Annotated in this window: 12 protein-coding genes; 6 read left to right on the forward strand and 6 right to left on the reverse strand. The window is 59.1% G+C overall.

Going from position 1 to position 12,852, the window contains the following annotated elements; genetic code table 11:
• Positions 1–142 precede the first annotated feature (142 nt).
• Positions 143–1,846, forward strand: a complete 1,704-nt coding sequence (gene ggt, locus BLT77_RS18520; RefSeq protein ID WP_090368159.1) for a gamma-glutamyltransferase — start codon at positions 143–145, stop codon at positions 1,844–1,846.
• A gap of 184 nt (positions 1,847–2,030) precedes the next feature.
• Positions 2,031–2,699: a YiaD family glycine zipper/OmpA-like lipoprotein gene (locus tag BLT77_RS18525; RefSeq protein ID WP_090368160.1), complete on the forward strand. Its 669-nt coding sequence runs from the start codon at positions 2,031–2,033 to the stop codon at positions 2,697–2,699.
• A 73-nt stretch (positions 2,700–2,772) separates the two neighbouring features.
• Here BLT77_RS18525 and BLT77_RS18530 read toward each other — a convergent pair whose 3' ends face one another.
• From BLT77_RS18530 to BLT77_RS18540, 3 genes are all read right to left on the reverse strand, one after another.
• On the reverse strand, positions 2,773–3,213 hold the full coding sequence (locus tag BLT77_RS18530) for a copper resistance protein NlpE (RefSeq protein ID WP_176819388.1): 441 nt from the start codon (positions 3,211–3,213) through the stop codon (positions 2,773–2,775).
• Positions 3,214–3,306: 93 nt separating this feature from the next.
• Positions 3,307–3,615, reverse strand: coding sequence for a hypothetical protein (locus BLT77_RS18535; protein WP_090368164.1), 309 nt, complete (start codon positions 3,613–3,615; stop codon positions 3,307–3,309).
• 72 nt (positions 3,616–3,687) lie between these two features.
• Complete coding sequence (locus tag BLT77_RS18540) at positions 3,688–4,071, reverse strand: DUF1294 domain-containing protein (protein ID WP_090368166.1); 384 nt, start codon at positions 4,069–4,071, stop codon at positions 3,688–3,690.
• 181 nt (positions 4,072–4,252) lie between these two features.
• Here BLT77_RS18540 and hrpA point away from each other — a divergent pair, with 181 nt between their 5' ends.
• Positions 4,253–8,128, forward strand: coding sequence for an ATP-dependent RNA helicase HrpA (hrpA, locus tag BLT77_RS18545; protein ID WP_090368168.1), 3,876 nt, complete (start codon positions 4,253–4,255; stop codon positions 8,126–8,128).
• A 50-nt stretch (positions 8,129–8,178) separates the two neighbouring features.
• Here hrpA and BLT77_RS18550 read toward each other — a convergent pair whose 3' ends face one another.
• Entirely contained in the window at positions 8,179–8,478 is a 300-nt protein-coding gene (locus tag BLT77_RS18550; RefSeq protein ID WP_090368170.1) for a hypothetical protein, read from the reverse strand.
• A gap of 343 nt (positions 8,479–8,821) precedes the next feature.
• Between BLT77_RS18550 and BLT77_RS18555 the strand changes: the two genes are divergently transcribed.
• The 3 genes from BLT77_RS18555 (at position 8,822) to BLT77_RS18565 (ending at position 10,559) form a co-directional block, all read left to right on the forward strand.
• Complete coding sequence (locus BLT77_RS18555; RefSeq protein WP_090368172.1) at positions 8,822–9,133, forward strand: hypothetical protein; 312 nt, start codon at positions 8,822–8,824, stop codon at positions 9,131–9,133.
• A 65-nt stretch (positions 9,134–9,198) separates the two neighbouring features.
• Positions 9,199–9,591: a DUF805 domain-containing protein gene (locus BLT77_RS18560; protein ID WP_090368174.1), complete on the forward strand. Its 393-nt coding sequence runs from the start codon at positions 9,199–9,201 to the stop codon at positions 9,589–9,591.
• A gap of 380 nt (positions 9,592–9,971) precedes the next feature.
• Positions 9,972–10,559: a hypothetical protein gene (locus BLT77_RS18565; RefSeq protein ID WP_143026685.1), complete on the forward strand. Its 588-nt coding sequence runs from the start codon at positions 9,972–9,974 to the stop codon at positions 10,557–10,559.
• On the opposite strand, the gene BLT77_RS18570 is transcribed toward BLT77_RS18565, so the two are convergent.
• Positions 10,556–11,656, reverse strand: coding sequence for an NAD(P)/FAD-dependent oxidoreductase (locus tag BLT77_RS18570; protein ID WP_090368177.1), 1,101 nt, complete (start codon positions 11,654–11,656; stop codon positions 10,556–10,558). The two genes, BLT77_RS18565 and BLT77_RS18570, sit on opposite strands and share 4 nt — an antisense overlap.
• Before the next feature lie 73 nt (positions 11,657–11,729).
• A complete protein-coding gene (locus tag BLT77_RS18575) occupies positions 11,730–12,851 on the reverse strand; it encodes a DegT/DnrJ/EryC1/StrS family aminotransferase (RefSeq protein WP_090368179.1) in 1,122 nt (373 codons plus the stop codon).
• Position 12,852: the final 1 nt, after the last annotated feature.

The raw sequence follows: 12,852 nt of genomic DNA on the forward strand, positions 1-12,852 counted from the left end.
TCATTTTCGTTGCTTTCACCATTGAGTGCGTAACGCCTTGTAACAGTTCTGCCTGCTGACTGTTGATCCCGCCGATGTATTCTCACCCGACCGCAGTGTTAGCCTGTGTGCTCCAAGGATCCGCTTGAGGAGCAAAAGGACAATGAAAAAGACCCTCGCAAGCGCCGGTTTGGTGCTCGGTTTACTGTTGGTGCCTTCAGGCTATGGTTTTGATCGGGTGACCGGGCATCATTTTGCCTCCCGGTCTGAGGTACTGGCGCAAAACGGCATGGCGGCCACCAGCCAGCCTTTGGCCACTCAGGTGGCTCTGGACATCTTGAAGCAGGGCGGCACCGCGGTGGATGCGGCCATTGCCGCCAACGCCATGCTGGGGCTAGTGGAACCCACCGGCAGTGGCATCGGCGGTGATCTGTTTGCCATCGTCTGGGATGCGGACAGCCAGCAGCTTTATGGGCTCAATGGCTCTGGTCGCAGTCCCCGCAGCCTGACACTGAAGGAGTTTGAACGCCGGGGTCTGAGTCGGATTCCTGCCTACGGCCCGCTGCCGGTGTCGGTACCCGGCGCCGTGGATGGCTGGTTCGAGCTGCACGGCAGGTTTGGCAAGCTGCCCATGAGTACTCTGCTGGCACCGGCGATTCACTATGCCGAACAGGGATTTCCGGTGACCGAGCTTATCGCCTACTACCTGAATCGCAGTGCAGCGAAGCTCAGCCGGTACCCGGGGTTTACACAGACCTTCATGCCCGATGGCAGCATGCCGGCCAAAGGGGAGATTTTCCGTAACCCGGATCTGGCCTACAGCTACAAGATTCTGGCCCGAGAGGGGCGAGATGGTTTCTATAAGGGCGAGATTGCCCGGCGCATCGATGCCTATATGAAGGACAATGGCGGCTTTCTCAGTTATGAGGATCTGGCCAGCCATCACAGTGAATGGGTGACCCCGGTTAAGGTTAACTACCGGGGTTATGATCTGTGGGAGTTGCCGCCCAATGGCCAGGGAATCGCGGCTCAGCAGATTCTGAAGATACTCGAAGGCTATGATCTGGCCGCCATGGGCCGCGACAGTGCCGATTATGTGCACACTTTTGTTGAAGCCAAGAAACTGGCCTTCGCCGATCGGGCCAAGTTTTACGCCGATATGGCGTTTGCCGAGGTGCCGGTGTCCGAGCTGTTGTCTGAGTCTTACGCCCGGGAGCGTCGACAGCAGATTGACCCTAAACAGGCCGCCAGCTCGGTAAATCCGGGGAATCCGGCGCTGAATCATGGCGATACCATCTATCTGACCACCGCCGACCGCCACGGCAACATGGTGTCACTGATTCAGAGCAACTACCGCGGCATGGGATCCGGCATGACCCCAGAGGGGCTGGGGTTTGTCCTTCAGGACAGGGGCGAGCTGTTTAACCTGGCTCCGGGCCAGGCCAACAGTTATGCCCCGGGAAAACGGCCGTTTCATACCATCATTCCGGCCTTTGTCACCAAGGCGGGCAAGCCCTGGCTCAGTTTCGGCGTCATGGGCGGCGCCACCCAGCCCCAGGCCCACGCTCAGATTCTGATCAATCTTATCGACTTTGGCATGAACCTGCAGGAGGCCGGAGACGCGCCACGGATTCTGCATACCGGGTCGAGTCAACCGACCGGCGAGATCATGAGCGACGGCGGCAGCGTGTCACTGGAGAACGGTTTCTCGGCCGGCACTCGGCGCGAACTGGTGCAGAGAGGCCATCGTTTGCAAGAAAACTCAGGAAGTTATGGCGGTTACCAGGCCATTCTGTGGGACGCGGTTAACGGCAGCTACGTGGGGGCATCCGAGAGTCGCAAGGATGGTCAGGCGGCGGGCTATTAACCGTTGCGGCGTTGGCAGTGAATTCCAGTCAGACAGCGGTGGCCCAGAGTTGGTATACTGGCTCTTTGTGACTTTGGTCCGGCCTTTACTGTGGATGGAAAACACACAGGATAAAGGCAGATTCATTTCATCTGGCGACCAAGACGCCGGTGAAAGCAGTTGAATGGTTATTTGGGGAACATCGATGAACAGATCATTACGCATGGCGAGCTTGAGCCTTGCCGTCATTCTGGGGCTGAGTGGCTGCGCCACCACGGATCCCTACACCCGTGAGCAAAAAACCTCTAATGCGACCGTAGGAACCGGTATCGGTGTCATCACCGGTGCCATTATCGGTGCGGCGGTATCCAGTAAGAGCGATCGCGGTAAAGGCGCGCTGATTGGCGCCGGCATCGGCGGGCTGGCGGGCGGCTCCGTGGGTTACTACATGGACCAACAAGAGATGAAGCTGCGCCAGCAACTGGAAGGAACCGGTGTCAGCGTCAGCCGTGTTGGCGATCAGATCATTCTGAACATGCCCGGCAACGTCACCTTCGATACCAACCAAGATCAGGTGAAAAGCCAGTTTTATCCGACCCTGAACTCGGTGGCGTTGGTGCTCAAGGAGTTTGAAAACACCCTGGTGACCGTGGCAGGCCATACCGACAGCGTCGGTGAGGCGGCCTACAACCAGGCGTTGTCCGATCGCCGGGCCCGCAGTGTGGCTCAGTATCTGGTCAACCAGCAGATCCCCTATCAGCGGGTGGCGTCCATCGGTTATGGCGAGTCACGCCCCATTGCCGATAACATCAACAAAGCCGGTCGGGCTCAAAACCGACGGGTGGAGTTGACCCTGGATCCCATCGTTCGCTAAGGGTGAGTCAGAAAAAATAACAACAGCCCGGCCAAGCCGGGCTGTTTTTTTATGTGCGGTTTCCTTTGGCGGGTCAGGGGCGTTTTTGCAGCACGTATTGATCGGCGCTGGGCCCCTCGATGCGCTTGGCCTGGTTGTCGAGCCTGAGAATGCGATTTTCGGCGACAAAATAGTGCGCCGGCGCCGCCCCTTCTCGAAACAGGGTGACCCGGTTGCCGGCGGGGTTCCACTGGAATCGACCGGAGTAGTGACTGCCTTTGCTGCGCCGGCCCAGAAAGTTCTGCTTCAGGTGGTAGCTGCCATCGGGATTCAGGGTCAGCTCGGTCTCAACGCCATCGCAATCGGCGCAGGGCAGGGTACCGGTGTAGGTGCCCGGCCAGTCCAGGGCATTGCGGGCGGTATGGGCGGTATCGGCGACAACCGCGGCTTCGGCGTGACGGGGGCCGTTGCCTTGGGGGGACTGACAGCCGACAAGCAGGGCCAGCAGAACCAGGCTAATAAGTTGGGGTTTCACCAGGGCATCCTTAATAGTCACCAAAGTCTGAGTTTAAGGTGCGTTAATTCAGTGAAATGATCAAGGCGGGCGGTGCGTAAACACCGCTCGTTATTAGCCGAAAATGCCCAAGTACAGAGCCCGGGTGACCACGACGGTGGCAATCATATCCAGTGCCATAAACAGCCACTTGAGCTTTGGACGCTGACGCTGCAGCAGGAACGACGGCACGGCGATGCTCAGGGGGATCAGAAACAGGCCAATGGCCAGAAACAGCACGCCACCGATAATGCCGGACGTGGTGCCGGAGAAGTACAGCATTACCAGCAGGGTGGCAATAAACACAAACATGGAGCGGCGGGTGGTTTTTGAAGCGGCGGCGCGGTTGTCGGGATCGCGCATCAGCTCTTCGATATTGGTCATGCCTTTTCTCTATTCGCTTTGGTTATGGCGTACCCTATGCAAAGGTGGGACGCATTTCAACTGCGCAATGGATCAAAGACCCCATGAGATCACAGTTTGCCACAGTCGTTGGCTGTAGATCCCGCCAAGCCAGCCCCAGTCGGCCATCAACAGCCACTGGCCGATACCAATCAGCCAGAATGGCACCTGAAACCTGAGTTTGCGGGTTTTATGGCGACAATACTGCTGACCCAGCAGGGCGCCGGACCAGCCGCCAGCGGCAGCCAGCAGTTGCAGCCATCTTTCCGGAATTCGCCATTGGCCCAGCCTGGCCCGGCGTTTGTCGATGGCGTAGGCGGCAAAGGCAAGCAGGCTGGCACCGAGCCAGAACAGCAGCAGCTGCGGCCAGTTGCTTAGCAGGGGGCCGAGCAGCAGCAGTGGCAGCAGCGCCAGAGTAAACAGTACTCCCAGGGGCATTATCTGTCGTCATCAATCAGGGGGTAACTCACCCTAACCGACGACTGGCGCTGTGCCAAGTCCGCCGCCCCTGGCCGCACAAAACTTACTCGACTATGGCTGCCGTCCGGCATCAAAGATTCAGAAGCGGCCGTCAAGCTGCTAAAATCCTTCGATTCCATTAAGCCATCGGACGCCCAACTTGAGTAACCCGTTTTCCCCTGACCAGTTAGCGCAGTGCCTGCAACGCGATGCCGCCACCATTCGGCGTCGACTCAGCGGCATGAAAAAAATCAAAGACCCAGGTAAGCGGGAGTCGATCCAGACTCAGCTACAGACCCTGTGTCAAGCCAGTCAGGAGCGGGTGGCGAAACGGCGCAGCAACCTACCGGCCATTGACTACCCCAATCTGCCGGTCAGCGATAAGCGGGACGAAATTGCAGCGGCCATTGCCAGCCACCAGGTGGTGATCGTGGCCGGTGAGACCGGCTCCGGTAAAACCACCCAGTTGCCAAAAATCTGCATGGAGCTGGGGCGGGGCACCCGTGGCCTGATTGGCCACACTCAGCCTCGCCGCCTGGCGGCGCGGGCGGTCTCCAGCCGCATCGCCGATGAACTGAACAGCCCGCTGGGCAAACACGTGGGCTTTAAGGTCCGTTTTGCCGACCAAACCTCTGACGACAGCTACGTGAAGTTGATGACCGACGGCATTCTGCTGGCGGAGATTCAACACGACCGCCGGCTGGATCAATACGACACCCTGATCATCGACGAGGCCCACGAACGCAGCCTCAACATCGACTTTATTCTTGGTTACCTGAAGCAACTGCTGCCGCAGCGCCCGGATCTTAAGGTGATCATCACCTCGGCCACCATCGATGTCGATCGCTTCTCCAACCACTTCGATAAGGCGCCGGTGATCGAGGTGTCCGGACGCACCTACCCGGTGGAGATGCGCTACCGGCCGTTGGCTCGTGACGAGGAACGGGATCTCGATCAGCTGGAGGGGATCTTCCTGGCGGTGGACGAGCTGTGTCGGGAAGGCCTGGGTGACATTCTGATCTTTATGAACGGTGAGCGGGAGATTCGCGACACCGCCGATGCGTTGCGGCGTCGCAATCTGCGGGATACCGAGATTCTGCCGCTGTTTGCCCGCTTGTCCCATGCGGAGCAGGCGCGAATCTTCGCCTCCCACACCGGCCGTCGCATCGTGCTGTCCACCAACGTCGCCGAAACCTCGCTGACGGTGCCCGGGATCAAATACGTCATTGACCCCGGCACCGCTCGCATCAGCCGTTACAGCTACCGCACCAAGGTGCAACGCCTGCCCATCGAGGCGATCTCCCAGGCCAGCGCCAATCAGCGAGCCGGCCGTTGCGGCCGGGTGTCGGAAGGGATCTGTATCCGCCTCTATTCCGAGGAGGATTTTACCAGTCGCAGTGAGTTTACCGATCCGGAGATTCTGCGTACTAACCTGGGCTCGGTGATCCTGCAGATGCTGGCTTTGGGATTGGGGGACATCAGTGCCTTCCCCTTTGTGCAGCCGCCGGACAGCCGTCACATCAACGATGGCGTCCGCCTGCTGGAGGAGCTCGGTGCCATCGAGTTGAAACAGCGCCAGCCCAGAATGACCAAACAGGGGCGGCAACTGGCGCGACTGCCCATCGATCCACGCCTGGCACGGATGATTCTGGCGGCGCAACCCAATGGCTGTGTCCATGAAGTGATGGTGATCGCCAGCGCCCTGTCCATTCAGGATCCGCGGGAGCGGCCCATGGACAAGCAGCAGCAGGCGGATGAAAAGCATCGCCGCTTTGCCGACAAAGAGTCCGACTTCACTGCCTTGCTTAACTTGTGGGATTACCTGAAGGAGCAGCGGGCGGAGCTGTCCACCAACCAGTTCCGGCGCCAGTGCCGCACCGACTTTTTGAACTACCTGCGCATTCGTGAGTGGCAGGATCTCTACAGTCAGCTGCGCCACTCCCTGTCGGATCTGGGGCTGAGCCTCAGCGTTGGTGAGCGTGCCGGCTACGAGGCGGTGCACAAATCCCTGCTGGCGGGTCTGTTGTCCCACATCGGCAGCAAGGATCCGGAAGGGCACTTCAAGGGAGCCCGCAACAGCAGCTTCCATATCTTCCCGGGATCTTCGCTGGCGAAGAAGCCCCCTAAATGGGTGATGGCGGCCGAGTTGGTGGAGACCAGTCGTCTGTTCGCCCGCATGGTGGCCAAGATTGACCCGTTATGGGTCGAGCCACTGGCGGAAAACCTGCTCAAGCGCAGCTACTCCGAGCCTCACTGGGAGCAGAAGCCCGGCTCGGTGATGGCGTACGAGCAGGTATCGCTGTTTGGGGTCATCGTAGTGCCCAAGCGTAAGCTGCAATACGGTCCCATCGACCCGGTGGAGTCGCGAACCATCTTTATTCAGCAGGCGCTGGTCGGCGGCGAGCTGGGCAGCTCTGAGCGTTTCCTGACGGACAACCTGGCGTTGATCACCGAAGTGGAAGAGCTGGAGCACAAATCCCGCCGCCGCGACATTCTGGCTGATGACGCCACCCTGCAGGCGTTCTATGAGGAGCGGATTCCAGAGGGGATATATACCCGTCAGCTGTTTAAGGGCTGGTGGAGCAAGGCATCGCGACAGGATGCGGATCGACTCAACTTCTCCAAAGCCCTGTTGATGCAGCGTGACGCCGACCACGTCGGCAAGCTGGATTTTCCCGATCACTGGATCCAGAACGGGGTGCAGTTACCGCTGACCTATGCCTTTGAGCCCGGCGAAACCGATGACGGGGTATCGGTGCACGTGCCGCTGGCGCTGCTTAACCAGATTCAGGCCGAGGGGTTTGATTATCTGGTGCCGGGGTTGAGGCATGACAAACTGGTGGGGCTGATTAAGAGCCTGCCCAAGGCGCTGCGACGTAATTTTGTGCCGGCGCCCAATTACGCCGATGCGGTACTGCAGGCGATGACGCCATTTGAGATGCCGTTGCTGGAGGCGGTCTGTAAACAGTTGCTGCGCATGAGCGGTACCCGCATCAGTCCGGAGGATTTCGATCTCACCGCCCTGGCCCCCCATCTGCGAATGAACTTTAAGGTGGAGGATCACAAAGGCAAACTGCTGGCCCAGGGCCGGGACCTGCACGATCTCAAGCATCAGTTGCAGGGCAAGGTGCAGACCGCCATCGCCAAGGTGGCCGACAAGGGCATCGAGTCTGACGGCCTGACCCAGTGGAGCTTCGGCCGGTTGCCGCAAAGTTATCAACGTACCCAGGGTAACTACAAGGTGAGGGCCTACCCGGCGCTGGTGGACAGTGGAGAGTCGGTGGCCATCAAGTTATTCGATGACCCGCAGCGGGCCGCCGATACCAACCGGGCCGGATTGCGGCGCCTGTTGCTGATCAACGTGCCGAATCCGGTCAAGTACCTGCAGAAGTCACTGCCAAACAAGGCCAAGCTGGCGATGTACTTTAACCCCTTCGGTAAGGTGGATCTGTTGATCGATGACTGCATCCAATGCGGTTTGGATCAGCTGATCGACCAGCACGGCAGTGACGTCCGTGAGGCCGCGGAGTTTGAGCGCCTGAAGGAGCAGGTTCGCGGCGAGTTGGGGGATACCGTGGTGGCCATCGCCATCAAGGTGGAACAGGTGATGACCCTGAGTCATCAGATCAAAAAGCGCCTGAAAGGCAAGCTGGACCTGCAAACCGCGTTTGCCATGTCAGACATTCAGGCGCAGCTGGATGGCTTGGTGTATAAAGGCTTTGTTCGGGATACCGGCTGGCAGAGGCTGGAGGATCTGGCCCGCTACCTGAAGGGGGTCGAGCGCAGGTTGGAGAAGCTGCCGGTGGATCCCAACCGGGATCGGCTGCACCTGATCAAGATCCAGAAGGCGCAGGAGAGTTATCAGGCGGCGCTGAATAAACTGCCCAAGGGAGTGGCGCCATCGGCGCAACTGGCAGAGATACGCTGGATGATAGAGGAGTATCGCATCTCCTGTTTTGCCCAGACCCTGGGAACCAAATATCCCATATCTGACAAACGCATCACCATGGCGATAAAGGAAGCCAGCTCAGGTTAACCATAAAAAGCGCACCGATTTCGGTGCGCTTTTTGTCTATTTTGAGGGCATCAGGCCTGCAGTCGTTTCTGGTTACGGCGCTTAAATCTTGCCAGGTAGATCAGAGTGGTGGTCGGGGTGACGCCAAAGCTTCTTCCGGCGGCACCGGTTACCGGGCCGCAGTTCGGCTGGGGGAGTTGCAACTTGTTAATGGCCTCAGACAACTGATCCAGCTGCTCGACGGTATTCACTTCCCCTTTTCGAATCATGATAGAGACTTTCAACCAGAATCCGGCCTCGGAGTGGTTTCCCACCCCTTGATGGTCGGCTGCCAGCTTCATGCAGTCCGCGGCGTACTTGAGTCTGTCCATGCTGCTGTCCTTGTCGGAGAATCACAGCGCGTCCATGCTCAACAACCTGCCTCCCCCCGATCGACGTCAATGAGCGGGGCTATTCCTTTAGGTGAGGCCCTTAGTGTAGAAAAGTTGACCGTCCTTGTCCGGGTTTTGAAACTGGCCTGGGGCGGAATTGGGGGTAAGCTTCTGTATCGTTGGTGAATAAAATTTTGACGTAATCACCGCTTAAGGTGGTCTTAAGTTGTGGGCGGTATTTGATGTTTTTGTCTGGCATGAGTGGGCCAAAGTAGATTGACGCCGGCTTTGAGGTGGTGCAGATTTATACGACCTGCGTATTGTCAGACCAAGGAGGGCCAGGATGGCCTTTGAAGGGGTTACCGGTAGCGTGTGTCGCCGCTGGCGTATTACACCGGAAGCCATTAATCGGGGACGGTGTTTTGACTGGGCTCAGTTGGTGAACCAGCAGTGTCCTTCTGCTCAGATTTTTTACATCAGACGGTTGATGCCGCACGCCTTTGTTCATTTCGCCGGGCTGTGGTTTGACAGCCAGACGCCCAACGGCGTGTCGGACTGGCGTCGGTTACCTCTGTTTCGCGGGTGTGGCGGAGTGCTGAAGGCGCTGGAGCCAACGCCCTGGCAGCCCGGCGACCGCTACTGGTGCCAGCGCTGACGGCCAGGGGGCAACTCACGGCTGCCCGGGCCGACTCCGGGTGAATGCATCTAAAGGGAAGCGAGATGAATTGGTATCTTACTGTACTGAAAAAATACGCGGTCTTCCGTGGTCGGGCCCGTCGCCGGGAATACTGGTTTTTTGTGTTGTTTAACATCTTGATCGCGTTGACGTTGGCATTGGTGGACAGCAGCATGGGCACCTTCGACCCGGAGGCCGGCACCGGCCTGTTAGGGGCTCTGTACTCTCTGGCGGTATTGATTCCCAGCCTGGCGGTGGCGGTTCGCCGGCTTCACGATACCGGGCGCAGTGGCTGGTGGCTGCTGTTGCTGCTGATTCCCCTCGTCGGCGTGATTGTCCTGCTGGTGTTTATGGCGCTCAGCGGCCAGCGTGAGGCGAATGAGTATGGTGATGATCCCCGTCATACAGATTCGGCGGCCCAGACCCAGGCGTTTTAGTCGCCCCGTTAATTGCAGCAGTGCAGATTGGAACGGGTGCTGATGCTCGATTCGGGAGTCTGCCTGATGAGGTTCTGCCACGATGGCTGACGCCGCGCCAATGACCTGCGCCTATGGGATTCGGCCTTTAACGGTTATGGCGACGGTTCCAAGGTATTTGACCGATAATATGGGGCCGGGTCGGCTAAAATTCGTCCGTTATCCTGTACTACATCGGATACTCGGTGTTGTTTGACCTTGTCGTCAGCCCCAGCTATGCCACAATGATGACGGCGGTGGAGTATTTGCCGCCAGCCATCAATCGAAACCTGCTCCAATCTGGTGGTAACGGTGACAGCAGTTCAAGGATGAACTGGATTATGATGACAGGGAGAGCAATCATGAATCGGATGTTGAATGGGGCAATAATGGTGGTGGCCGGGGTGCTGTTGGGAATCAGCGCCACCGAGGTGTCCAGTTTCGTCTCCAGCCAGCCGGTAGAGCTGATCAACTCGGAGGTACGCAAGGTCTCCAGCAGTGTAGAGTCTGATCAGCAAGCGCTGATGAGGGAGCTTGATAAGCTGACTCAGCTGCAAAACCCGAACCCGGAGCTGTCGTCTGTGGTTAACAACATTCAAGCCCTGGCCAGTCGGTTGAGTGCTAACCTGAGTCAGGTCAGCTATTTCACCAATACCATTGAAAGCAACTTTTTGTGGCTGGCGGAAAAAGAGCGGCTGGCCCAGATCAACAGTTTTCCCGATTTTATCCTGCCGAAGAAGAAGGCTGCGTCACTCTGTGGTGACGACATCACCTTTTCAGTAACCAGCGAGTTCGGCTCCCGCATTACCACCAGCCTGGCCGGTCGCCGCGCTAACTTTGAAGTGGGTGACGAGGCGATCTTCGAGTCCGATGGCGAGCGTGCCAAGCTGGCCTACCTGGGCAAAGCGGACGGTTATTACCAGTTTCGGTTGATCTGCTCTTTAGTTTAAGACCCCGTCAACAGCGTCTGTACATGCTCGGCAATGGCCAGGGCGCTGGTCAGTCCGGGCGATTCTATCCCCCCTAACGCCACCATATTGGCCCCCCCCAACTGATCCGGCCCCCAGAAGGCAAAGTCGTGCGCTGCCTCCCCCGGGCCACACAGCTTAGGCCGAATGCCGGCGTAGTCCGGCTGCAATAGAGCGGCGTCGGCATCGGGCCAGTAACGTCGAATCGACTCACAAAACGGCGTCGCGAGGCCGGGAGTGGCCCGCATGGAGTGCGGCAGTTGGCACCATTCCACGTTGGGGCCGAAGCGGGCGTGGCCGTCGAGATCCAGTGTCAGGTGGATGCCCAGCCCTCCGGGTTCGGGCAGGGGATAGATTAAACGCTGAAACGGCGAGGCGGCGGTGAGTCGGTAGTAGTTGCCCTTGGCGAAGGCGGGCTGCACCCTGGGCTGGCGGATGCCGGTGATGCGGCGCAGTGCGCTGATGCTGTTGAGGCCGGTGGCCAGCACCAGAGTCTCACAGTGGATTCGATAGCCGTCGCTGAGGGTTACCTCAAACCCCGTTTCAAGCGCCCTGGCCGATGCCATCCCCTGTTTCAGCGCCAGGTCGCAGCCGGCGGCTTCGGCATCGGCCAGCAGGGCCAGCATCAGCTGGTGGGCATCGAGGATACCGGTGGAGGGGCTTAGCAGGGCGCCGTGACAACGCAGTGCCGGCTCAAGCTCACGGGCCTGATCGGCATTGAGCAGGCGCAGATCGGTAACGCCATTGGCTTGCCCCTGGTCAAACAGCGCCAGCAGTTGGGGTAACTGCTGCGCGTCGGTGGCCACCACCAGTTTGCCGCAGCGCCGATGAGGCAGCCCCCTTTGCTCGAGATAGTGATAAAGCAGGTGGCGGCCTCGCACACAGAGGGTGGTCTTCAGCCAGCGGTTCGGATTGTACAAGCCGGCATGAATCACCTCGCTGTTGCGCGAACTGATGCCGGTGCCGATGGCCCCCTCCTGCTCGATGATCGTTACCTCTCGCCCGGCCATGGACAGTTGCCGGGCAATGGCTAAACCCACCACACCGGCGCCCACCACCAGGGTATCGAGTCTCTCCATGGGAACCCTAACTGTTACTCTTTACCTGATGTCAGCATACTGGCTTTGTCGCTGTCCGGATAGCGCAGGCTTGTTATAACCCGCTGACCAGCCGCTGCCGGTGCTGGCGTTCCACCGCGAGCACCACCCGCTCAATCTGCGCCTGGCTCATAGAGGGAAACAGCGGCAGGTTCAATACCCGTTGCGACACCGATTCAGACACCGGACAGGGCAGGGCCCGGCAGGGGGCATGGCCATCGGCATAGACCTCCTGGCGGTACAACGGCATCGGGTAGCAGATTCGAGTGTCGATGCCCTGGCTTTTGAGTTCCCTGGCCACCTGATCCCGATCGTCGATCAGTATGGTGTAGAGAAAGTGGGCGGCGTCGCTGTCGGCAACCGGGTTGTTGAGAGTGTCGATGCCCACGGCGTCAAAGTGGCGCTGGTACTCGTTGGAAACCCGGCGGCGCCCTTCCAGGAAACGATCCAGTTTTTCCAGTTGGGTCAGGCCCACTGCGGCCATGATGTCGTTCATTCTGGCGTTGTAGCCCAGTCGGGCGTGCAGGTATTTTCCGGACTCGCCCTGATTGCGATATACCCTCATCGCATCGGCATGGGCCTTGTGATGGGTGAAAATCATACCGCCTTCGATGGTGGTCATGGTTTTGGCCATATGAAAGCTCATGGTACTGATGCCGGCCTGACTGCCTAGCGGTGCACCCAGGTAGCGTCCCCCCAGGGAGTGGGCGGCGTCCTGCAGAGCGAACAACCCAAGTTGATCCGCCAGATCCATGATTCTTTGGCTGTCTGCTGGCAAGCCGCCGTAGTCGATGTAAACCAGCCCTTTGGTGCGTGGCGAGATCGCTTCCAGAATCAGCTGAGGGTTGAGATTCAGGTTGCGGCTGTCGACGTCGACGAACACCGCCGTAGCACCGACCCTGGAGACGGCGGCGGCGGTGGCGAAGTAAGTGATGGCGGGCACGATGACCTCATCGCCGGGACCGACGCCCAGCACTTTCAGGGCGATGTCCAGCGCCACCGAGCCGCTGGAGACGGCAACGGCATGCTCCACCTGCATTCGCTTCGCCATGGCCTGTTCAAAGCGGGCCACCCTGGGCCCCATGGTCAGCCAGTCATCCCGAAAGGCGGCGGCAATGGCATTGAGTTCATCATCGCCGACCTCGGGTCGGGACCAGGGGATATCATCCTGCATCATG

The sequence above is a fragment of the Ferrimonas sediminum genome (assembly GCF_900100175.1).
Lineage (GTDB): Bacteria > Pseudomonadota > Gammaproteobacteria > Enterobacterales > Shewanellaceae > Ferrimonas > Ferrimonas sediminum.